The 20,309-nt window shown below is 68.8% G+C and carries 21 protein-coding genes and 1 pseudogene; 13 read left to right on the top strand and 9 right to left on the bottom strand.

The genetic code is table 11. The annotated features are described in order from the left end of the window. Positions 1 to 7 precede the first annotated feature (7 nt). Positions 8 to 496 (top strand): hypothetical protein, encoded by a 489-nt coding sequence (locus ABEA24_RS01125; protein WP_345428400.1) that lies wholly within the window; start codon positions 8 to 10, stop codon positions 494 to 496. Between the two features lie 112 nt (positions 497 to 608). Beyond that, positions 609 to 863, top strand: a complete 255-nt coding sequence (locus tag ABEA24_RS01120) for a hypothetical protein (RefSeq protein ID WP_345428399.1) — start codon at positions 609 to 611, stop codon at positions 861 to 863. Positions 864 to 912: 49 nt separating this feature from the next. Here ABEA24_RS01120 and ABEA24_RS01115 read toward each other — a convergent pair whose 3' ends face one another. After that, positions 913 to 2,076 (bottom strand): acyl-CoA dehydrogenase family protein, encoded by a 1,164-nt coding sequence (locus ABEA24_RS01115; RefSeq protein ID WP_345428397.1) that lies wholly within the window; start codon positions 2,074 to 2,076, stop codon positions 913 to 915. 257 nt (positions 2,077 to 2,333) lie between these two features. Here ABEA24_RS01115 and ABEA24_RS01110 point away from each other — a divergent pair, with 257 nt between their 5' ends. Further along, positions 2,334 to 2,933: a hypothetical protein gene (locus ABEA24_RS01110; RefSeq protein WP_345428396.1), complete on the top strand. Its 600-nt coding sequence runs from the start codon at positions 2,334 to 2,336 to the stop codon at positions 2,931 to 2,933. A 93-nt stretch (positions 2,934 to 3,026) separates the two neighbouring features. On the opposite strand, the gene ABEA24_RS01105 is transcribed toward ABEA24_RS01110, so the two are convergent. Continuing rightward, the gene (locus tag ABEA24_RS01105; RefSeq protein ID WP_345428395.1) at positions 3,027 to 4,199 is read right to left on the bottom strand and encodes a methyltransferase domain-containing protein; all 1,173 of its coding nucleotides are present in this window, start codon (positions 4,197 to 4,199) and stop codon (positions 3,027 to 3,029) included. A gap of 3 nt (positions 4,200 to 4,202) precedes the next feature. Then, a complete protein-coding gene (locus tag ABEA24_RS01100) occupies positions 4,203 to 4,331 on the bottom strand; it encodes a hypothetical protein (protein ID WP_345428392.1) in 129 nt (42 codons plus the stop codon). Positions 4,332 to 4,800: 469 nt separating this feature from the next. Here ABEA24_RS01100 and ABEA24_RS01095 point away from each other — a divergent pair, with 469 nt between their 5' ends. Continuing rightward, a complete protein-coding gene (locus ABEA24_RS01095) occupies positions 4,801 to 5,016 on the top strand; it encodes a hypothetical protein (RefSeq protein WP_345428390.1) in 216 nt (71 codons plus the stop codon). Positions 5,017 to 5,155: 139 nt separating this feature from the next. On the opposite strand, the gene ABEA24_RS01090 is transcribed toward ABEA24_RS01095, so the two are convergent. Together ABEA24_RS01090 and ABEA24_RS53370 are read right to left on the bottom strand one after the other, a co-directional pair. Continuing rightward, positions 5,156 to 5,893 (bottom strand): hypothetical protein, encoded by a 738-nt coding sequence (locus ABEA24_RS01090; RefSeq protein WP_345428389.1) that lies wholly within the window; start codon positions 5,891 to 5,893, stop codon positions 5,156 to 5,158. A gap of 309 nt (positions 5,894 to 6,202) precedes the next feature. Beyond that, a pseudogene (locus ABEA24_RS53370) lies at positions 6,203 to 6,391 on the bottom strand (helix-turn-helix domain-containing protein); the annotation flags it as partial. 108 nt (positions 6,392 to 6,499) lie between these two features. Between ABEA24_RS53370 and ABEA24_RS01085 the strand changes: the two are divergent. Both ABEA24_RS01085 and ABEA24_RS01080 read left to right on the top strand, forming a co-directional pair. Next, positions 6,500 to 6,964, top strand: coding sequence for a DNA-processing protein DprA (locus ABEA24_RS01085; RefSeq protein ID WP_345428386.1), 465 nt, complete (start codon positions 6,500 to 6,502; stop codon positions 6,962 to 6,964). Between the two features lie 27 nt (positions 6,965 to 6,991). Then, positions 6,992 to 7,387: a hypothetical protein gene (locus tag ABEA24_RS01080; protein ID WP_345428384.1), complete on the top strand. Its 396-nt coding sequence runs from the start codon at positions 6,992 to 6,994 to the stop codon at positions 7,385 to 7,387. 904 nt (positions 7,388 to 8,291) lie between these two features. Here the strand turns inward: ABEA24_RS01080 and ABEA24_RS01075 are convergent. Both ABEA24_RS01075 and ABEA24_RS01070 read right to left on the bottom strand, forming a co-directional pair. Next, positions 8,292 to 8,714, bottom strand: coding sequence for a spore-associated protein A (locus ABEA24_RS01075; RefSeq protein WP_345428382.1), 423 nt, complete (start codon positions 8,712 to 8,714; stop codon positions 8,292 to 8,294). 499 nt (positions 8,715 to 9,213) lie between these two features. After that, positions 9,214 to 9,780, bottom strand: coding sequence for a TetR/AcrR family transcriptional regulator (locus ABEA24_RS01070; RefSeq protein WP_345428379.1), 567 nt, complete (start codon positions 9,778 to 9,780; stop codon positions 9,214 to 9,216). Between the two features lie 66 nt (positions 9,781 to 9,846). Here ABEA24_RS01070 and ABEA24_RS01065 point away from each other — a divergent pair, with 66 nt between their 5' ends. From ABEA24_RS01065 to ABEA24_RS01055, 3 genes are all read left to right on the top strand, one after another. Beyond that, complete coding sequence (locus ABEA24_RS01065) at positions 9,847 to 10,761, top strand: cupin domain-containing protein (protein ID WP_345428377.1); 915 nt, start codon at positions 9,847 to 9,849, stop codon at positions 10,759 to 10,761. A 286-nt stretch (positions 10,762 to 11,047) separates the two neighbouring features. Continuing rightward, positions 11,048 to 11,215 (top strand): hypothetical protein, encoded by a 168-nt coding sequence (locus tag ABEA24_RS01060; protein ID WP_345428375.1) that lies wholly within the window; start codon positions 11,048 to 11,050, stop codon positions 11,213 to 11,215. A gap of 134 nt (positions 11,216 to 11,349) precedes the next feature. Further along, positions 11,350 to 12,732 carry a WD40 repeat domain-containing protein gene (locus tag ABEA24_RS01055; RefSeq protein WP_345428373.1) on the top strand — a complete coding sequence of 461 codons (1,383 nt, stop codon included), beginning with the start codon at positions 11,350 to 11,352 and terminating at the stop codon, positions 12,730 to 12,732. Between the two features lie 248 nt (positions 12,733 to 12,980). Here ABEA24_RS01055 and ABEA24_RS01050 read toward each other — a convergent pair whose 3' ends face one another. After that, positions 12,981 to 13,352 carry an ATP-binding protein gene (locus ABEA24_RS01050; RefSeq protein WP_345429598.1) on the bottom strand — a complete coding sequence of 124 codons (372 nt, stop codon included), beginning with the start codon at positions 13,350 to 13,352 and terminating at the stop codon, positions 12,981 to 12,983. Positions 13,353 to 13,651: 299 nt separating this feature from the next. Between ABEA24_RS01050 and ABEA24_RS01045 the strand changes: the two genes are divergently transcribed. Next, positions 13,652 to 14,515 carry an isocitrate lyase/PEP mutase family protein gene (locus ABEA24_RS01045; protein WP_345428368.1) on the top strand — a complete coding sequence of 288 codons (864 nt, stop codon included), beginning with the start codon at positions 13,652 to 13,654 and terminating at the stop codon, positions 14,513 to 14,515. Positions 14,516 to 14,594: 79 nt separating this feature from the next. Next, the gene (locus ABEA24_RS01040; RefSeq protein ID WP_345428366.1) at positions 14,595 to 15,365 is read left to right on the top strand and encodes an aminoglycoside phosphotransferase family protein; all 771 of its coding nucleotides are present in this window, start codon (positions 14,595 to 14,597) and stop codon (positions 15,363 to 15,365) included. Between the two features lie 44 nt (positions 15,366 to 15,409). Here ABEA24_RS01040 and ABEA24_RS01035 read toward each other — a convergent pair whose 3' ends face one another. Next, entirely contained in the window at positions 15,410 to 16,348 is a 939-nt protein-coding gene (locus ABEA24_RS01035; protein WP_345428364.1) for an ArsR/SmtB family transcription factor, read from the bottom strand. Between the two features lie 89 nt (positions 16,349 to 16,437). Between ABEA24_RS01035 and ABEA24_RS01030 the strand changes: the two genes are divergently transcribed. Together ABEA24_RS01030 and ABEA24_RS01025 are read left to right on the top strand one after the other, a co-directional pair. After that, positions 16,438 to 16,932: a hypothetical protein gene (locus ABEA24_RS01030; protein WP_345428361.1), complete on the top strand. Its 495-nt coding sequence runs from the start codon at positions 16,438 to 16,440 to the stop codon at positions 16,930 to 16,932. 256 nt (positions 16,933 to 17,188) lie between these two features. Further along, complete coding sequence (locus ABEA24_RS01025) at positions 17,189 to 20,257, top strand: AfsR/SARP family transcriptional regulator (protein ID WP_345428359.1); 3,069 nt, start codon at positions 17,189 to 17,191, stop codon at positions 20,255 to 20,257. Positions 20,258 to 20,309: the final 52 nt, after the last annotated feature.

Genomic DNA, 20,309 nt, shown 5'->3' with positions numbered 1-20,309 from the left:
CCCGGCGATGAGCAAGATCCTCCTTATCCTCCACGTACTCGCGGCGGTCATCGCCGTGGGCCCGGTCACGGTCGCGGGCAGCATGTTCCCCTCTGCCGTCCGCAGGGCCGCCGCGGCACCCGACAGGCCTGAACCGGTCGCCGCCGTACGGCTGCTGCACCAGATCTGCCGCGTCTACGCCCTCGTCGGCCTGGCCGTCCCCGTCTTCGGCTTCGCGACCGCGAGCAGCATGCACGTCCTGGGCAGCCCCTGGTTGATCGTCTCCATCGTCCTGACCGGCGTCGCCGCGCTCGTACTCGCGCTGCTGGTCCTTCCGGCTCAGGAGATCGCCATCGCCGGCCTGAGCGGCAGCGGCGCCGATACCGAGACGGCGGCGACACGCCTCGAGCCCGCCCAGATCCGGCGGCTGGCCATGCTGACCGGCGCCTTCAACCTGCTGTGGGCCACGGTCACCATCCTGATGATCGTCCGCCCCGGCTCCACCACGGGAGCGTGACCCCATCGCCGCGACCACCACACCGACACCACGGCCTACGCGCACGCCGCTGCGCGTCTCCGCGACCGTCGAACTGGTCAGCCTCGCCATCCTGCTCGGCAACATGGCGACCGTGGACGTTCACGGGATCGCCGCGATGGTCGGCCCCATCCACGGCATCGCCTGGCTCTTCGGCATCGTCGCCACCTGGCGCGACCCGAACCGGACCACCGGAATCACGGTGCTTGCCGTCATCCCCGGCATCGGCGGCATGCTCGCACTCCGCGCCCTGGGCCGCACCGACGTACATCCTCCGAAGCCGAGTACGCCGGCAGATCCTGCGGACTTCGCTCCGCACGAAGGCATCCATGACGACCTCGCCCGCTGAGAACCCGTCCGGCACGGCTTACCGACGAAAAGCCCTGGCGAGTCGTTCGTCAGTCCAGGCCGCCGCGGGCGATGAGCTGGCGGACGATGACGTTGCGCTGGATCTCGTTGGTGCCCTCGCCGACGATCATCAACGGCGCGTCGCGGAAGTAGCGCTCGACGTCGAACTCGGTGGAGTACCCGTATCCGCCGTGGATGCGGACGGCGTCCAGCGCGATCCGCATGGCGGTCTCGGACGCGAAGAGCTTGGCCATGCCCGCCTCCATGTCGACGCGGCGTCCGGCGTCGGCCTCGCGGGCGGCGTGCAGGGTGAGCTGCCGCGCCGCCGACAGGGAGGTGGCCATGTCGGCGAGATAGTTGCCGATCGACTCGTGCTGCCAGATCGGCTTGCCGAACGCCTCGCGCTCCTGGGCGTAGGCGAGGGAGTCCTCCAGCGCGGCCCGGGCCACCCCCAGGGCGCGAGCGGCGACCTGGAGTCGTCCCGTCTCCAGTCCTTTCATCATCTGCGCGAACCCACGGCCCTCGACGCCGCCGAGGACGGCGTCGGGGCCCGCGCGATGGTCCTCGAAGACCAGTTCGCAGCTCTCGACGCCCTTGTAGCCGAGTTTGGGCAGGTCGCGGGAGACGGTGAGCCCGGGGCCGTGCTCGACGAGGAGGATCGAGATGCCCATGTGGGCGGGTTCGGCGTCCGGGTCGGTCTTGCACAGCAGGGCGATCAGCTGTGACCGGCGCGAGTTCGTGATCCAGGTCTTGGACCCGTTGACCAGGTAGCCGCCGGTGTCCTTGCGGGCGACGGTGCGCATGGCCTGCAGGTCCGAGCCGCCGCCGGGTTCGGTCAGGGCCATGGTCGCCCGGACCTCGCCGGTGGCCATCCTCGGCAGGTAGCGCCGCTTCTGCTCCTCGGTGCCGAAGTGCAGGAGCAGCTTGGCGACCACGGTGTGCCCGCCCATCGCGCCGGCCAGGCTCATCCACCCGCGTGCGAGCTCTTCGGTGATGAACACGTAGCACGGCGTGGAGACCGGGGTGCCGCCGTACTCGTCGGGGATGGCCAGGCCGAAGACGCCGAGCCGCTTCATCTGCTCGATCAGGGCTTCGGGGTAGGTGTTCGTGTGCTCGAGCTCCCGGACGACCGGCTTGACGTCCCGGTCGACGAAGTCGCGCACGGTGCCGACGATGAACCGCTCGTCCTCCGGCAGAAGCTCCACAGTGCTCATGCCCCTTCTCCTCGCTCGGCCTCAGCGCCTACCGAGCCGCAAGCATGGCAGCCGTTGCGGGAGTCGGACGGGTCAGCATCGTTCAGGTGTCCCAAGGCGGGCGGCAGCACTCCAGCAGCAACGTTTCTGGGTCAACGCCGCACCGACATGGGCCTGGTGATCGACACACTCAGTTACGGATGGTAGATGATCCAGTACGCAGAGTATCCGGCAGACGTACGCCGGGTTCGTCGGCGCAGACAGATATGGAGATCTCCATGCGAGCAGCAACCACACGAACCCACTCTCGATCCAGACGGTCGATCGCCGTCGTCAACGCGGCCGTCGGCAGCGCCCTGTTGACGGCCCTCATGGCCGCACCGGCCCACGCCGGCGGAACGCCGAACGTCTACCGCAAAGCCCGCACATCCACGGCCACCGCGACCTTCCAATCGGGAGGCTCGGCATGGATCCAGACCGACCCGCTCACCTTCAACCACGCCCTCACCGGTGCCGACCGCGCCGACGAGCACATCTCCGAGGTCCCGGCACTCAAGATTCCCTTTCCCGGCGTGTGGGAGGTCTCCTATCACGCCCGCCCGATCATTCAACCCACGACGAACGCGCCGCTGTACGTCCGCACAGCGTTGTTCAGGAACGGCGCGCGTATCCCCAGCAGTGAGGCAGTGACCGGCATCGCCGGCCCGAATCAGCTACTCCAGGCCAGCGCCGGGCAGACGTTCGCGCACATCTTCGCCGCCGGGGACGTCCTGACGCTCCACGCGTCCCGCATCGGGCAGGCCGGCCACGCATCCGTCGCCAGCAACGACGACGGACGCACCGTAGTCATGGCGCACTGGATCAGCCCAGGGTTCTGAGCGCCGGTACGCGCGGGTGAGGTGGGCGGATCCCGCTCCAAGGCAGGACACAGGCGAAAGATCCCGCCCACCCCTCCGTGGAAGGTGCCCCCACTACGTTCCGACCAGGTCGATCGGGTCATCAAGCCACACGCGTTCGCCTTCCGGTGAGACCGTCAGCCCGAACCGATCGCGGGCCGGACGTCCGAGGGACAGCCACCGGAGGTACGCCTCGGAGACTTCGTCCCACAGGCGGCGCGGCCCATACTGTTGGACCAGGAACTCCGTCTTTCCGGGCACGTAGTCCACCGACGCCCAGGACCCGTGGTGCCCGGCGTTGTCGAGCACCCAGAATGTCGCTTCCCCGGAGTCCGTCTCCTCGTCGTAGTAGAGGCGTTTGTGCACGCCGGGAACGCCGACGCAGATGAACAGGTCCGCGTCGGTGTCGTCGTGCAGCTGTCGCGGGTCGAGGCGGGTCGTCGACTCGGCCCGGTCATCCGACTCGTGCACCCAGTCGAACGCGGCCCCGCGTGCCGGGCGCTGCGAGCGCATCAGCATGTACCCGGCTGAACTCGGAAACCGCCCGACTGCCGTTCCGTCGCCGATGACGGCCAGGCGAGCCAGCCAGCCGTACCCGTAGCCGGGACTGTACGGGGTGAGGATCAGCCCACCCGGACGGGTCTGCTCCACCCAGACGTACGGGATCGTCGCGACCGCACATGTCACGTGGACACGGTCGAAGGGCGCACCGTCCGGCCACCCGTCGGCACCGTCACCGACGACCAGGCGAGGCGCGTATCCGGCCGCCTTGAGGTTCGCCGCCGCCTGTTCCGCCAGCACCGGATCGATTTCGATGGTGGTCACGTTCCGGTCGCCGATGCGATGCGACAACAGCGCCGCCGTCCAGCCGGTTCCCGTGCCGATCTCCAGGACCCGATCGTGATCCTTGACCATGAGCGACTCCAGGAACGCGAAGACCGCTCCCGGAGCCGAACAGGACGAGCTGGCCAGCCCGTCGCCCAGCACGTCGGAGCCACCGTCGTCGCGTTGTGTCACCAACGACGCATCGGAGTAAACGGCCTCCCACCAGGTCGTTTCGTCACCGGTCCGGTCGACCGGGTATCCAGGGGCAGGACCATCCGGATTCGCCCAGGCGACATCGGGCACGAACAGGTGCCGGGGCACCTCCACCAGCGCTTGCCGCCACCGCTCATCGGTGAGGTCCCCTTGACCCGCGAGCAGGTCAGCGAGGGTTTCGGCGCGTGCACGCGGGTCAGGGGATGTCATCGCTCACTTACCTCTCTTGCCGTCGCTCGGGTTGTCGTTGGTGTCGCCGCCGGTGCCGCGCTTGCCGCCCTGCGGGTTGTTGCCGTCCGTCGGCGTGTTGCTGTCGCTGTTGCCTCCACCGTGTCTGCCCATGCTCACCTCCCATCTCCGATTCGTTGCGCCTTTGAGGCGCTGGTACGGATCGATGGCCGTTAAGGCCACCTCAGCGCAGGAAGGTCAGCCCGGGTCGACTCGGCGTCCGGCGGGAGATGAAAACCGCGCGCCAGGTAACGGACCGTCTGCCGAGGGTGGACGGGCGGGCGCGGCCAGGTATCCGCCTGAATGATCGCCCGCGTCAGCTCCTCCACATCCGCCGCCTCTACCAAGCGCCAGCCCCACGACACTCGCGCGAGCGCCCACCAGGATCTGGTTGCCTCACCGAACCAGAGCGGCACCCCCGGGAAGCGGTGCGTCAAGATCGCCACCGCCGCGGGATTGGAGGTCAGGAGGTTCACGGCGCACCGCCCGGACTCCCAGGCCGTCGGGCCGCGCATGCCTCACCTGCCCGTGTCCAGACCTGTGCGGCAATGGCAGCAGCCGCACCAGCCGGATCCGTCACCAGGTGACCGTCATCGCCCGACTTCCACTCGAAGTAGTCACCGCTCACCGCGATCACGACGACGAGCCGCCCCGTGGCCGAGCGGATGAACACAGCGGGACCCGCGTCACTCATCCCGACCTGGAACCCGAAGCCGACCAGTTCCCGGACCAGATCGGTCAGGAGACGTATCTCGCGCTCGTGCTGTTCCCGCGTTGGGCTGAGCGCTTCGGCGCTTAACCTCTCCGTCCGGCAGGCCCGCGCCAGACCGTCAGCGACCGTGTGCGCGTCCCCCGGAGCTTCTGGCCGTGTTCCCTCTCCTGTCATGGTCCGGAACAGTAGGAAGCACAGAGTGACCAGAGGGGGACACGCTGTACCCCTAGCCCGCGAGGACCCCGACGGCGTCAGCGAGTGCGACCGCGTCGCTCTTCAGCGGTCCTCGTGCCTCTCGTACCAGGTCCGACACGAGTCCTCGGGCAAGAGGCGTATAACGGACACACTCCGGCGACGCTGTGTGCGCACGGTTCATGTAGTGGAGAGTGCCCGCGTGGTCGTGGCGTTGGTGCTGTGCCCGAGCGAGTTCGACGAGGACACGCGACCGCCGCTCAACAGATGGAACGGTGTCTAGATCCATCTCCTCAGACCGTTGGAGAGCCGCACCGGGCGTGCGGAGGTCCACTCCTATGGAGATGCCGTGAATGTCGACGTTCGCCCGCCCGAAGACGGTCCAAGCATGCGCGTAGTTAGCGGGAAGCCGCTCGACGGCCCGATTGGCTTCGTCCCAGTGACGCCACGCGTCGCCGTCCCTTCCCTCCCGCGCGTAGGTGATCGCAGCGTGCAGATGCAGCGCACCGTACATGGCCCGCAGGTCATTGGAGCCGTCCTCCAGAAGAGGGGCGAGTCCATTCGCGGCCATCTCCACCTCGCGTATGGCCTCCTCGGCATACCCGGTCTCTCGGAGCCCGTTGCCGAACGTCCACGCGGCCCCGCCAAGGCTCACCGGATCGTCGGCCTCCTGTGCGGCGAAACGGCCACGGTCGACGATGATCCAATACAGCTCCGGCTCACAGGCGTAGGCGAGCGCCTGTTGCGCCAGGTGGTAGACGTCAGCGAGCACCGCGTACGCCTTACGTCGCTCCGGCCCGTCGAAGTGGCGCGTTGACGCTTGAGCATCCCGGATGAGAGAAGGCAGCATCCGGCCGACCTCCGAGCGCTGGAAACGCGAGGAATGCCACAGCCGCCACAGCTCCGACACCCGCCCTCGGAGTACGTCCACGGACGGCGGATCGTCCTGTGACGGAGACGAGAACAACGAGCCCCGCACGGCATCGCGGATCTCACCGACGAACGGCAGCACGAGACGCGAGGCGACGTCGACCGGAACCGGCGTCGTTCCACCGGTGATGACGGACAGATCACTGACTCGGAGAGCTGTGGCGAGCCGCACGAGGAGCGTGTAATCGCGTAGCTCCCGTTCGCCCCTCTCGATCTTCTTGAGCCAATCCGGACCACGGCCGACCAGATTGGCGAGCACCGGGCGGGACAGGCCCCGACGCTCACGGAGGACACGGATACGTTCGCCAGGCGTCAGCTCAGGGGGAAGAGTCTCGGACACGGGGGACTCCCAACGAGTAGCGGTGACCCTGCGGCCAGAGTACGCCGCGCAGACGGAAAAGACCGCTGCTCGGAACCTGTCTCAAGCGACTAGACAGAAGGGCATGGCATGCCAGCAGCGATCACGATCACTGGCACCCGCGCGACGGGACACCGGCCGCTCGGTGAGTACAACGCGGTATTCGCTGAGTACCTTGCGCCATTCGCCGACCAGGCAGCGCACTTCTACCTCGGAGGCGCAATCGGCATCGACTCCCTTGCCCTTCTCTGGCTCGTGAGCGAGGCAAGGTCAAAGATCACGGTGGCAGTGCCCGGTACGGCCGCTGATCAGCCCCCCGAAGCGCGCCAGGCGATAGCGACCGCGCAGGACAAGGGACGGCTAAGCGAATTGATCGAGCTACGGCACCCGGGACATCCCTCGGCCGAGGCTTATCACCACCGGAATCGTTGGATGGTGGACCGTAGTGAGTTCGTGATCGCGTTCCCGCATGGCGTGGATCAAACGCGCGGAACCTGGTACACGGCGAACTACGCAGCCGAGCAGGGAAAGCCTCGCCTCATTGTGCCTGTCTAACCGACAGTTACATGTTGTACTGGTGCCGTGACGTCACCGGAGAGGACGCGAGCCGCCCAGCGCCTGCGTACCTTGCGTCTGGGCAGAGGCTGGTCCCTGCTCGACCAGGCTCGCGCGTTAAGGGATGCCGCCCGCCGCCTTCGTATGCCCACCGTCGCCCAGGCCCGTCTAAGCACCATTCAGCGAACCATCGCGCGCTGGGAGAACGAGGCGGTACGTCCTGGCGAGCGCTATCAACTCCTGCTGGCCCGCGTCTATGCCGATCAGGGCGGGACGACGGCCCTCGGCCCCGGTTCGGATTTCGATCAACTCATGACCGTGTTCGCCCTGTACGGGATCGAGGCAGCACGGATGTCGGAGCTTCGTAATCTGGTGGCCGGCGCGCTGACGAGCGGTACCAGCTCCACGAGCGCGTGGACCTGACGGCGAGCACACGCGGACGGGTACCCGCCCAGCGAATACGCGAGGCGCGCCTTGCTCTCAGTGCCTGGCGTAACGAGCGGTTCGTAGCCGAGTTGGACGACCACATGCACAACGCTCTGATCGCTGGAGCCTAGCCGGGCGCCTTCTGGCCCCACCTCGTCGCCGAGGATGGCCTCCGCTCGTCGCCCGTCAACGTCGTTCGTCCTCGCTTCGCTCCGGGCGCTCCACGCTGACCTGCTCCTCGTCGGGGTCCCGGTAGTCCTGGCGGAAAAACCAACGGATATCGCCGACCTGCGCTAACGCGAAGTTTCAGCGTCCGTCGCCTTGGTGCGGTCGAGATAGGAGTGCGGGGCCGTAGAGGCGCCGTGGCGCAGGTCCCGAGAACCGTCCGCGAGGCTTCGGGTAGTAGGGGTAACCATGTCACGCGCCTTGGCTGACGCCAGAGAATGCCGACCTGGACGGAGCTGGATTTGACCGCCTCCCCCTTACTGCACGCCGATCCGCCAGGAACAGCGGCCGATGCAGTTCTGATCGAGCAGTCGTGGAGCGAATATGAGAAGTTCGCAGAGCTTTTCGACCGGCACGTGTCCGTAGAACCAGAATGCCGAACGGAGCGTGGGCGGATGGGCTGACGGTCCGCCCGTTGAAAGGGCCGTGACATCACAAGTTTCCCGTGCCGGCCGGGTCAGTTCGTGGCCTGTGTGCGCAAGTCGGCCTTGAACTCGTCGAGCTTCTCGCCGTTCGCGCCGAGGTCCGGCGCAATCGTGGCTGTCTTGGTGATCTCACTGAAGTGCCCGCCCTGCGGGCCCGCCCGGGTCGGGCATGCGGCGTAGGGGCGGGTGGGTTGGCCGTCGCGGGTCGACGTCCTTCTCGCCCCACCACGCCCCTTCAGCTCAGGCGCAGGTCACTTGCCGCAGTGTCCCCACTTCAGCGTCCAGCGGCGGCTGTGGTCGTAGTCGCCGCCCCAGACGATGCACGCTCCGCGAGCCGAGCGCTTCACCGGGCCTGCGTAGGTGGAGAAGTGGCCGTGCTGCCACGTCCAGTTCTTGTCACCGTACTTGGCGATTCCTGCAGAGACATATTTCTTGTCCGGGTGCGCCTTCCACGTGATCACGCAGTTGGTCTTGCCGTTATACAGCAGGAAGGTGGTCGCCACCTTCTTGCCCTTCTTCTTGAAATCGTGATGGCCGACAACGTGGTACTTGCCGCCGCCGCATGCCGCGATCGGTGACGACGCCGCCATCGCCGGGCTGCTGATGAACACGGATCCGGCGACCGCGGTGGCCGCGCTGAGGGCGAGTACTGCTCGCTGTGCAGACTTGCGCAAGAGATTCCTTCCAAGTGATGTCGGGGCAGCGACTGGCAAGGGGGTGCTAGGGACACGCCCCTGCCGTTCCAGCCGGGAACTGTGAACGCCAAGATTGACGCATTGAACACCGAAGGCGTTCCGGAATGGGGCGTGATCATGATCACTCTTCCCGCCCCACAGCCGTTGAAGTCCCTGCGGTGACCGACCCGCAGACCCCTCCACGTCAAGCCGAAATGGGACACAAGAGGATTAATTTCTCTAATTGGCGCGAGCGGGGAGAGAATGGGCAACGAGCAGAGAGGCGATGACCAGCCAGGACCTTCCTCTCGGTGATGGACCGCAGGCCGATCGGCCCAAGCGGCGGACGCGGCCTGCGGGTCCGGGCGAGCTGCAAACACCTCAGATGGGGCCAAAACTCGCTAAACCGTAACCGCCCGGCTACACGATGGGGCCGAACCCAGCTCGCCGGGTGGGGCCGAGAACCGTTCGTAAGACCACCTAGGACGATGCCCGGGGGTCACGGGCGAGGCTGGAGGCCGTCGAGGGCGATGTCGATGAAGCGGTGCCAGTCGCCCACGGCGTTGCGGCTGATCGCGGCGACCGCACCGGCGATCATGTACAGGTCGGCGACCTTGACGTCGGCGCGCAGCGTTCCGTCGGACCGGCCGCGGTCGAGCATTTCCTCGCCGATGGCGAGGAGGTCCGCGCCGACCTGGCCACGCGGCTCGGTGTCCCCGAGGGCGGCCTCGATGGCGCCGGACACCCCGCGGCCTTCTTCGTGCACCCGGCCGATGCGGGCGAAGAAGCAGGCCAGGGCCTGGCGCGTGTCGGAGCGCGCCAGGCATTCCTCGCGTGCGTACCGCAGGATCTCGGCGAAGCGCTGCTCGGCCACCGCCTCGATGAGCGCCTGGCGTGTCGGAAAGTGCCGGTAGACGGTGCCGACGCCCACGCCCGCCGCTTTGGCCACGTCCGCCATCTGCACCTGATCGCCGTGCTGGGCGAACAGTTCGGTGGCGGCGTGCAGCACACGGCCACGGTTGCGTTCGGCGTCGGTGCGGGGCCTGCGGGACGCGGCGTTTGACATCCGGAACGTTCCCTTACCTAGACTAAGCGGAATCGGAATCCGAATCCGTATATCGGAGGATAGCTCATGTCCGAAGATCGCTTCATCCTGCTCGACGCCGACGCGTCCCGGCCCACCCGCGTCTCGCTTCCGCCGGGGACGACCGTCAAGGCGGGCGTCGACGACACCGAGGGCCGTTTCACGCTGATGGAGTACCGCGGCCGGGGCGGCCTCCCGCCCCACGTCCATGGCACCTCCGACGCGTTCGTCTATGTGCTCGACGGCGAACTGGGCATCGACTTCGACGGCGAGACGCACCGGCTCACCGAGGGCATGTGCGCGTTCCTGCCCAGCGGCGTCACTCACGCCATGCGCGGCCTGTCCGACACGCCCGTGCACGTGCTGTGCCTGTCCTCGCCAGGCAGCCCAGGGGACGCCGAGGCCGGGCACGCCCTGCCGGCCGAGGACGGCGCCCGGGACCGGGTGCAGGTCGACGAGTTCACCGCCCTGAACGGCGAGGTCGAGGAGAAGGGCGACAAGAGCCGCTTCTACCTTCTGGGCAAGGGCGACGTACGACCCGGCCGACTGCGGGTGCCGCCCGCGTTCGCTTCCAAGGTCCGCTCGACCGACACCGATGACCGGCTGTCGCTGCTGGAGATGGTGGTCGCCCAGCAGATCCCACGCCATGTCCATCACCGGGCGGACGAGGGCATCTTCGTCCTCGACGGTGAACTGGTCGTCGAGTTCGTCGACCGGACGTACCGGGCCACGCCGGGGCAGTTCGTGCTGCTGCCGTATGGCGTCCCGCACACCATGCGTCCCGGCTCCGGCCGGCCGCCGCGGGTGCTTCAGATCTCCTCGCCCGGCGGCTGGGAGTGCTTCATCGAGGACCTGATCGAGGCCAGGCGGCACATCACCACCGACGGGGAGCTCGACGCGCGCAGCCTGAACCCCATCGCCGCCAAGTACGGCATCACGTACGAAGAGCGGCCTCGGCTGTAGGTGATCAGCTAATTGAGCACGGTCGGCGATCACGTTTTTGAGCAGTGGTGTGACGGGCCGTGATCACGTTATTGAGCATGCCCACGACGTGGACGTCCGAAATAGCCGCATTTGTCGTTACTTGTCGTCAGGGTGGGCATGGTTTTGCTCGACGGATGTGGATCCTTGGGCCGGTGCCGGAGAGATGTGACCAGGGGTACGGAGTCGGAATGGTCGCTGTCTGCCTGGCCAGGCCGTTCTGGTCGAGCCGGCCGTTACGGGCTTGGAACAGGAACCGTGCGGCGGGATGCTGCCGCAGTTCGTCTGTGGTGAGTTCGTCGGCGATGCGATGCGCTGCGGCAGCCAGGGCAAGAAACGACGACGGGAGTGGTTTCTTCTGAGTGGCCGAGGCGGTCACGCGGTGAGGTCGTACCGCTCCACGCTCCCCCTCTTCGGCGGACCGGAACAGATCTGAGGTCTTCGGCCGGGAACCGCGACCCGTCGTGCTCCCGTCCAACGTGATCGTTTCCGGGCGGAATGTCGGTGCCTGCCGCCAAGCTTGACCCTGCGCCTTCCGGCACCGATCCCGAGCGTGAACTGGGAGTTCCTATGTCCACCGACCTGTATGGTGCCCGCGTGCTCGGCATCGCCGGCGACCGGCGGAGCCTTCGGTTGCGGGTGTTCGTCGTTTACTACGAGCCCTCGATCGAGGGAGGCTTCCCGCTGCCCGAGGACGCCGTGTTCTTCCTGCGGCTGCTGTGGGATTTCGCGGACAGGGAGTACGGCCGCCCGCGCCCGCTGGCGCGGGTCTTCGACTACAAGCCGTTGATGGACGAGGCTTGGGTGGCGGCCAACGCCCGGTGGTTCATTGAGGGCGTGGAGCGGGTGGCCACGCGCAACCATCCGATGACGGATGAGCAGTGGGACGAACTGGGGATGTTCTACCACCTGCGCGACGGCGGCTGGCAGGACGAGGAACTGCTGGTCCAGGGCGACTACGTGGTCCGGGTCACCGACCCGCGCTGGCTCGAGGGACTGGAACCCGGGGATACCCGGTCGACCGTCTGGGACACCGGCTCGGGTGCCCCCGAGCCGCGCGACGCGCCGCACGTGCCCGACTTCTCCCGCCCGGCGCACGTGATCGAGCCGTTCCGCGCGGGGAGGCGCGAGGGACGCCAGGTGAGCGGCATGGCGTTCTCCGACGACGGTGCTCATCTCGCCGTCCTTAACGGGAGCCGGGAGCTTGTCGTCTACGAGACGGCGGACTGGACCGAGCGGTTGCGCCTCGCCCATGGGGTCGGGCTTCCGGTACTCATGTGGGTGCCGGGGCGTCCCGTCGTGGCGGTGAAGTCCTTCCTTGATGACGAGCAGTGGGCGTACGACCTGGAGGCCGGCGCGGTGACTGAGGCGCCACACGAGCCGGGGGGCGTCCGGTCCCGCACGGGGCGGTATCGCGCCCGGCACCTCCTGCCGGGGGTCGAGTTCATCGACGCCGACGGCGGGGCGGACGAGTCCGTTGTCCTGCCGGACGGCTTCGACGCGGGCCGACTACGGCAGGTGGCGTTCAGCGCCGATGAGTCCCGGATGTTCCTGATCGGCGAGGACCATCCCGACATCACGGTCGCGGAGCCGAGCACCGGCCGCGTCCACGGCCGCATCGAAACGGACTGGGACTGGGTGCGCGACCTCGCAGTCGCCCCCAGCGGCCGGTACATACTCATCACGCAGAGCCCTTTCGCCTCGGACTACCAGCGCGAGCCGAGCGTCTGGCGGGTGGCCGGCGGCCCCGTCATGCACGGCTCGCTGGAACGCCAGGCGCACCTCGTGGCCTGGTCGCCCGACGACAGGTGGGCGGTGGTGGAGAGCCGGATCCGAGAGAAGGCGCCGAGCCGACTGGACGTCTTCCCGATAGGCCTACCCGCGGAGCCGCCCGAGGAACTGCGGGCCGTACTGGCCGGGGAGGAAGAGTCACGCCAGGTCTACTGGGAGTAGTTCCTCCTGAGGGCGAATTGATCAGGCCGTGAGCTCGTACTCCCCCTGGTCGTGGGTGGTGAACGCGGTGGTGTTCGCGTGCGAGGTGGAACCGCCAATATTCAGGAAGGCTCTCGTTTGGCGACCACGGTGCGCAACTTCAAGACGGCCTCGCCTCCGGCAACGCCAACGCCCTCATTCCCGGCCGCCACGGCGGCACGCCGACACCTATGCCGTCTGACAACCGGGCGAACTTTCCGGTCACAGCACTACCTCGGTGCTTTGTCGGTGTCGGCGGAGGTTGTGGGGCGCTTGTTGGGCCGGTAGCTGGGGCCGTCCATGAACACCTGGTAGGAGTTGTTGATCAGCCGGTCCAGCAGGGACTCGCCGACGACCTTGTTCGGGAACAGCGGATACCAGTCCTTCGGTGCCCGGTTGGAGGTCAGGACCAGCGGTTTGCGGGCCACGGCGCGTTCGCTGACCAGCTCATACAGATCGTCGGCTTGGGCGGCTTTGAGTTCACGCATCGCCCAGTCATCCAGGATGAGCACGGCGGGGCGGGCGAGTTCGGCCAGGCGTTTGGGCCAGGATCCGTCGGCGTGGCCGCCGGATAGGTGCGCCAGGGCGCGGGAGGCCTTGATGAACCGACGTCGTAGCCGGCGCGGATGCCCTGCCTTTCAGTGACCCGGGGCGAGCCCTGTCCGACATCTCGAACGTCACGCGAGATAGCGGATGCGGGCTCAGGCAGGAGTCTGAGAGGCGGGGTGGTGATGTCAAGATTCCCCGCGCTCGCGGCCATGAGGCGTGCACGGCGATGCTGGCCAGGGCGGGGAGACAAGGCCGGGTTTCAGCGGCTTGTCGCCGACCGGGGCGGCCGTCGATGACGTTGATGTCGAAAACCCGCCAGACGCCATGCGGCGAGCGCTGGTGGAATTCCGCCATGTCCATGTCCTCGCCCCAGAACGGATCGTCGACGATGCACCGTGACAAGGCCCTGCTGTTCCGCGAGTCGCATCGGAGCGGCAGGCCATTGCTGCTGGCCAACGCGTGGGATGCCGCGTCGGCACGGGTGGCGGAGGACGCCGGTGCCGTCGCGGTCGCCACGACGAGCGCGGGCGTCGCGTGGAGTCTCGGTGCCGCCGACGGCGACCGGCTCGACCGCGACCCGGCCCTCGAGCTCATCGGCCGGGTCGTCGCCGCGGTCGACGTCCCCGTCACCGCGGACATCGAGAGCGGCTACGCCGATGACCCTGACGGGGTCGCCGTGACGGTCGGTGGCGTCCTCGCCGCGGGTGCCGTCGGAATCAACCTCGAAGACGCGCACCACTCCGGGCCGGAGCCGCTGCGCCCGGTGGCGGAGCAGGCCGACCGGATCGCCGCGGCCCGCCAGGCCGCCGACGCCTCTTCCCTGTTCATCAACGCGCGGATCGACACGTACCTGCTCGCCGTTGGAGATCCGCACGACCGGCTGTCGGACACCCTGAAACGCGCCGAGGCGTACATCGCCGCCGGAGCGGACGGCGTCTTCGTGCCCGGTGTCACCGACCCTGAGACCGTCTCGGCACTGGTGGAAGGCCTGAACGCGCCCCTGAACGTGCTCGCCGGTCCAGGAGCACCGGACGTCGCCACGCTCGCCGGACTGGGCGTGGCGCGGATCAGCCTCGGCTCGTCCATCGCCCAGGCCGCGTACGCCCTCGTACGGCGAAGCACGCAGGAGCTGCTCGCCACCGGCACCTATGGGACGCTCTCCGAGGCGCTCGACTACGGGGAGCTCAACGCCCTCCTGCGGCCTGCGAGCCGATGAGCACCAGCAGGTCACCCGCAGTGATTCGCTATGGAGGTCGCCCAAGCCCTCATCCGGCGCCGCGCTAGTCTCTGAACGCATGGCGGATGAGCACGTGTTGCAGGACGCTCCCTACCGCAGGGTGGTGCGTGTCGGCGATACCGTCCGCAGGCCGACCCACGCGTGGACGCCGGCCGTCCACGGGCTGCTTCGACATCTGGAGGACGTCGGGTTTCCGTATTCGCCGCGGGTGTTGGGGATCGACCCGGATGGTCGTGAGATTCTCACCTACATTGACGGCGAGTCCGGCCCGCAGGGCTGGGCCAAGGTCGTCGACGATGCAGGGCTGATGGCCTTCGCCCGCCTGCTCCGCCACTATCACGACGCGGTCGCCGGCTTTCGCCCAGCCGAGGAGGTCGGTTGGTTCACCGGCGAGACAGGGCTGGGCGACGACGAGGTGATCTGCCACGGCGATTTCGGCCCGTGGAACGTCGTCTGGCGAGGTGAGCGCCCGGTCGGGATTCTGGACTGGGACTACGCCCGTCCGGCGGACCGCATGTACGACCTCGCCTACGCGCTGCAGTACGTCACGCCCTTTCGAGACGACGCCGAATGCGTCCGCTGGTTGCGCTACCCCGAGCCACCCGACCGGCGCCACCGCCTGGAGTTGTTCGCCGCCACCTACGGGCTGACCTCCACCGCAGGCGTCATCGACGCGGTCATCGACGTCCAGCGCGATGGAATCGAGCAGGTCCGCAGGCTTGCCGAGCAGGGACACCAGCCCCAAGCCCGCTGGGTCGCCGACGGTCTTCTCAACGAAGTGACCGGCAGGCTCGCCTGGAGTCGCGCCAACCGGCACTTGTTCGAGTAGCCATCCCGTTGGGGCTGCTGAGGCTCGTCGGACAGGCTCGGCCGTCAGAAGGTGAGGCCCTGCCGGAGGAGCCGCAGGCCCAGCGGGGTGGCGACATGGCGGACCGCCTTGCCCTCCCGCCGGGTGGCGACGAGGCCCGCTCCCCGCAGGGTCTTGGCGTGCGTCGAGGCCGAGGCCACGCTGATGCCGAGTTTGAGGGCGAGTTCGCTGGTGGTCCGGTGTTCGACGAGGATCGAGAGGACGGCGGCGCGCGTCCGGCCGAGGAGCGCGGCCAGCGCGTCCGGCGGCTCGGTGTCGACGAGGGGCACCGGCGTGAGCGCCGGATAGACGAGCAGCATCGAGCCGTCCGTGTGGGTGCCGATCATCGGCCGCCCGGTCCAGAACACCGACGGCATCAGCGTGAGGCCGCGTCCCCGCGGCGCGTGTTCACTGTCCTCCGGGACGTCGACCACGAGGTCGGTGCCGTCCCAGCGCGAGCCCGGGTACAGCCCGGCGAGCGCGGCGCCGACCCCCTGCTCGGCGGTGACCACCCGCCGCCACGCGAGGTCGGCGTCGAAGCTCGCCCGGATCCGCGCCTCGTCCCGCCCGACGACGACGCCGTACGCGTCGCGCAGCGCGTGCTCCAGCGCCCCCCAGGCCTCGCGGTCGCGGTCCGCCAGGCGCCGTGGCAACGACGTCGGGCTGCACGTGCGGACGAGCTCGGCCCGCGCACGGTCGTGCGGCGTCGACAGCACCATGTCGAGACCGTCCTCGAAACCCTCGCTGACCGGATCGACGAAGAGCGGGCCGGCGGCGCTCGGCGGGATCAGCTCCAACAGCGGGAGCGCCGTACGGGGCAGCCGCGTCCGGCGGGCCCAGCGCGCGAAGACGGCGTCGTCGCGCTGGAGCGTGGCGAGCGCCATGCCCAGTTCCAGGAGCGGTGCCGGTCCGGTGGCGAAGCGAACCCGCAGCAGATCGTCGGCGGTGAGCCGCAAGCGCAACATTGCCTCCACCTTTCAGCTTCGGCCGAAACCATGGAGCCCCGGTGCGGGCCGCGCGGACGATGCGCGAAACCCCTACCGAAAGGCCGGTCATGCAGAAGGTATCCATCATCGCCGCGATCGCGGGTACGACCGTCGTCCTGGGCGCCCCGGCCGCCCGGGCGAGCGACTGGCAGCCGTACCGGGCCCAGCCGTTCACCACTTCCGGAGTCTGCCCGTTCACCGTCCACGGCGACATCGTCCAGGACGAGGAGGAGGTCCGTACCGACGCGACCTTCCCGGACGGCACGCCGCGCATCCAGGAGTTCCGCGGACCGCTCGTGATCCGCTTCACCAACACCGCGAACGGCCGCTCGGCCGTACGCGACGTGTCCGGCTACGGCCGCCTCCACAAGTTCGCGGACGGTGGGTCCGCGTGGTTCTTCGATGGCGGAGCAAGCGTCCGCGTTTACATCGGCAACAAGGCCTACCCCGCCGGCTGGTACATCGTGCACGGCAGGTTCCGGCTCACGATCACACCCGACAACACGCGCGACTTCCCCCACCTCCACGCCGACGTCGAGAACCTCTGCCGGACCCTCGCCTGATCACGGCACCATGCCGCGGCCGTCCGCACCCGACGGCCGCGGTTCCAAGCCGCGGGTTTCCGGCTTCCGGCACATCGCGGGGTACGGCGGGACGCTCACAGAGTCGAATCGCCACGCGAGCCCATCGTGGCGTCATCCGGCACGAAGGGCTTCGCTGACGACTTCCGTCTTCGTCACGATCGGGATCGCATTTGACATCGTGCGGGAATCGGTCGCGGATTCCAGAACTCTGAATAGGGTGGAGGGATCGGCGGTCATGTCGTACGTGTCGATCACGATGGGAGTGACGAACGTGCGCGGGGAGTTCGGGGGCGGGGACGAGGAGCCGGCCGATGTCGTGGTGCTCGGCCCGGTGGGCGTCGAGCGTGCCGGAACACTGGTACGGCCGTCGTCGGGAGTATCGCGGGCACTGCTCGGAGCGCTCGCGCTCAGCGGGCCGTCGGGCCTGTCGGCCTCGGCGCTGTCCGAGACGGTCTGGGGTGAGCGTGGGACCTCCGGATCGCTGCTGGGAGTCGCGGTGTACCGGTTGCGCCGATGGCTCGCCGACGTGGCCGGAACGGCCGTAACGGTACGGCGGACGACCATGGGGTACGCGCTGGAGGTCGTGCGCGGGGACGTGGACGTGGCGGTGTTCCGCAGGCTGACGGCCGAGGCCGCGACCGTGGACGCGGCGGGCCGACTCGACGCGCTGGAGCGGGGCCTCGACCTGTGGCGCGGCGACGCGCTGGAGGACGTCTCACCGGACAGCATCGACCACGCCGCCATGGCCCGGCTGCTGAGGGAGCGGGCCGCCGCGACGGTGGAGTACGCGCGGGTGGCGCTCGAGGCCGGAGCGCCGCGCCGGGCCCTCGACCGGATCGGCCCGCTGATCGAGCGACATCGGCTGGACGAGCGTCTTCTCGCCGTCTGGATCGAGGCACTGGCCTGCTGTGGACGGCAGGCCGAGGCCCTGGAGGCGTATGAGGAGGCGCGTGGCCGTCTGCGGGACCAACTCGGTGTCGATCCCGGACCCGAGCTGCGAGACGCCCACGTCCGGGTGCTGCGTCAGGAGATGCCGTCGGCGCCTGCCCCGGAGGCCGTACGCCCCGACCAGGTCCCGGCCGCGATCGGAGATTTCACCGGCCGCGCCGACCAGGTGAATCGGATGCTCGACCTGCTGTCGGCGGATCACCGCGCCGTCGTTGTGTCGGCGGTCGCCGGAATGGGTGGGGTCGGCAAGACGACGCTCGCCACCTACGTCGCGCATCACCTGCGGGAGGAGTTCCCCGACGGGCGGCTGTACGTCGATCTGCGTGGTGCGGAGCAGGAGCCGGCCGATCCCGGTGAGGTGCTGGGCCGCTTCCTGCGTGCGCTCGGCGTCGGCCCGGCGGCGATTCCCGAGGGGCTCGGCGAGCGTGCCGCCTTGTACCGCAGCATGGTGGCGGACCGGCGCATGCTGATCGTGCTGGACAACGCCTCCGAAGAGCAGCAGGTGGCTCCGTTGCTGCCAGGCGGCGAGGGGTGCCGGGTGATCGTGACGAGCCGGTCGCGACTGACCGCGCTGCCGGGCGTGCGGCTCATCGAGCTCGACGTCCTTGACCACGGGCAGGCCGTCGACCTGCTCAGCCGGATCATCGGCGCACCTCGCGTCGCCACCGAGCCCGATGCGGTCGAACGCCTCGCCTCGATATGTGGGGGGCTCCCGCTGGCACTGCGGGTGGCGGGCGCCCGGTTGGCCGCCAAGCCGCACTGGCGGATCGCCGACTTCGTCGCCCGGCTGGCGGATCGTCGGCGGTTGGACGAACTGACCCATCGTGGGCTGAGCGTGCGGGCCGCCCTCGACCTCAGTTACGACGGCCTCGATCCCGCCGGCAGGCGGCTGTACCGGCTGCTCGGCCTGCTCGAGGCGCCCGACTTCGCCGGCTGGGTGGCGGCCGCCGTCCTGGACGCCTCCTTCTCCGAGGGCACCGAGATCCTCGAGCAGCTGATCGACGCGCGACTTCTCGACGTGACCGTCCACAACCCTGGGGACGATGTCCGGTACCACTTCCACGATCTCGTCCGCGACCACGCACGCGAGCGCTGCCTCGCCGAGGACCTCGTCTCCGAGGGGGAGGCGGCCGTGCTCAGGGCCCTGGGCGGCTGGCTCGCGCTGACCGACCGTGGCGTGCACACCGTGAACGGCGGTGGCAACACGACCACGGTCGGCGACGCGACGCGATTCCCCGTCGATGAGATCGCCGACCGGGTCGTCGAGCGGCCCGCAGAGTGGCTGGAACGCGAGCGGATCGGGCTGACCGCCGCAGTCGGCCATGCCGCACGCCTCGGTGAGGGCGAGCTGTGCTGGGAACTCGCCGTCCGTTCCTCCATCCTGTTCCAGCCCGCACACTATGTGGACGCCTGGCAACAAGTCGTCGACGTCGCCCTGCCGGCCACGCGGACGTCGGGGAACCGGCGCGGAGAGGCGGCCGTGCTCGAGCGGCTCGCCGAACTCTGCTCCGCGCGCCGCGATTACGACCGCGCACTCGACGGCCTCCGCCAAGCGCTGCGGATCTTCGAGGCGACCGAAGACGCTCACGGGACCGGACGAGTGCTGCGGCAACTCGCCGTGGTCCACCGGATGACCGGCCGGTTCTCCGAGGCACTGCGCGACGGTGAACGCGCCTGCGCGTTGCTCCAGAAGGTCGGCGACGCCGCCGGCCGGGCGCACGCCCTGATGGTCATCGGCTGCGTCCACCACGAACGCGGCAACGCGGAGACCGCCCTGTCCGTGCTCACCACAGCCCGCGCCGTAGCCCGTGACGCCCGGTACACCAACATCGAGGTCCAGTCCGCCTACTGGATCGGCCAGGCGCTGCTCGCCCTCGGCCGCCACCACGACGCCAGGTCGCTGTTCGAGTACGTCAACGACGCGTCGGCCGCGGCGGGCAGCCGGCTCGGTGACATGTACGCGAACCACGGCCTCGGCTGTGCCTACGCGGCCCTCGGCCGACCCGACGACGCCGAACGATCCCTCAGGACGGCGCTGCGCCGCGCCGAGGAGCGAGACGACCGGCTGATGCGCGCCCGGATCCTCTACCTTCTCGGCGACCTGCGGCATCGCCGCGGGGAGCACCGGCACGCCCGCGGTCTGCTCGAGAAGGCCCTCGAACTCGCCGACGCGGTCTCCGTCCCGCTGTGGAAGGCCAGGTGTCTCCTGCTGCTCGGCGACATCATCGACGCGACCGGCGTGGAGGAGGACGCCGCGCGAGCGTTCCACCGCGAAGGCCTGTCGATCTTTACCGAGCTCGGTGTTCCCCTGCCGCAGGAGACCGTCCAGCGCGAGAACGCAGGTCATGCGGAGTAGCGCCCGGCGGCTGCATGGTCCCGGGGACCGACGGCGCCCGTACGGCACCAGC

The organism is Actinoallomurus vinaceus, assembly GCF_039542055.1.
Classification (GTDB): domain Bacteria; phylum Actinomycetota; class Actinomycetes; order Streptosporangiales; family Streptosporangiaceae; genus Actinoallomurus; species Actinoallomurus vinaceus.
Note: the sequence above shows the minus strand (reverse complement) of the source record. Positions and strands in the feature narration are given on the sequence as shown.

Excerpts from the sequence above, each read along its gene's own strand:
- ABEA24_RS01055 (WP_345428373.1), top strand. The coding sequence starts at position 11,350 with ATGTCCACCGACCTGTATGGTGCCCGCGTGCTCGGCATCGCCGGCGAC.
- ABEA24_RS01105 (WP_345428395.1), bottom strand. The coding sequence starts at position 4,199 with ATGACATCCCCTGACCCGCGTGCACGCGCCGAAACCCTCGCTGACCTG.
- ABEA24_RS01065 (WP_345428377.1), top strand. The coding sequence starts at position 9,847 with ATGTCCGAAGATCGCTTCATCCTGCTCGACGCCGACGCGTCCCGGCCC.
- ABEA24_RS01100 (WP_345428392.1), bottom strand. The coding sequence starts at position 4,331 with ATGGGCAGACACGGTGGAGGCAACAGCGACAGCAACACGCCGACGGAC.
- ABEA24_RS01025 (WP_345428359.1), top strand. The coding sequence starts at position 17,189 with ATGTCGTACGTGTCGATCACGATGGGAGTGACGAACGTGCGCGGGGAG.
- ABEA24_RS01070 (WP_345428379.1), bottom strand. The coding sequence starts at position 9,780 with ATGTCAAACGCCGCGTCCCGCAGGCCCCGCACCGACGCCGAACGCAAC.
- ABEA24_RS01125 (WP_345428400.1), top strand. The coding sequence starts at position 8 with ATGAGCAAGATCCTCCTTATCCTCCACGTACTCGCGGCGGTCATCGCC.
- ABEA24_RS01110 (WP_345428396.1), top strand. The coding sequence starts at position 2,334 with ATGCGAGCAGCAACCACACGAACCCACTCTCGATCCAGACGGTCGATC.
- ABEA24_RS01045 (WP_345428368.1), top strand. The coding sequence starts at position 13,652 with ATGTCCATGTCCTCGCCCCAGAACGGATCGTCGACGATGCACCGTGAC.
- ABEA24_RS01060 (WP_345428375.1), top strand. The coding sequence starts at position 11,048 with ATGCTGCCGCAGTTCGTCTGTGGTGAGTTCGTCGGCGATGCGATGCGC.
- ABEA24_RS01030 (WP_345428361.1), top strand. The coding sequence starts at position 16,438 with ATGCAGAAGGTATCCATCATCGCCGCGATCGCGGGTACGACCGTCGTC.
- ABEA24_RS01085 (WP_345428386.1), top strand. The coding sequence starts at position 6,500 with ATGCCAGCAGCGATCACGATCACTGGCACCCGCGCGACGGGACACCGG.
- ABEA24_RS01040 (WP_345428366.1), top strand. The coding sequence starts at position 14,595 with ATGGCGGATGAGCACGTGTTGCAGGACGCTCCCTACCGCAGGGTGGTG.
- ABEA24_RS01115 (WP_345428397.1), bottom strand. The coding sequence starts at position 2,076 with ATGAGCACTGTGGAGCTTCTGCCGGAGGACGAGCGGTTCATCGTCGGC.
- ABEA24_RS01035 (WP_345428364.1), bottom strand. The coding sequence starts at position 16,348 with ATGTTGCGCTTGCGGCTCACCGCCGACGATCTGCTGCGGGTTCGCTTC.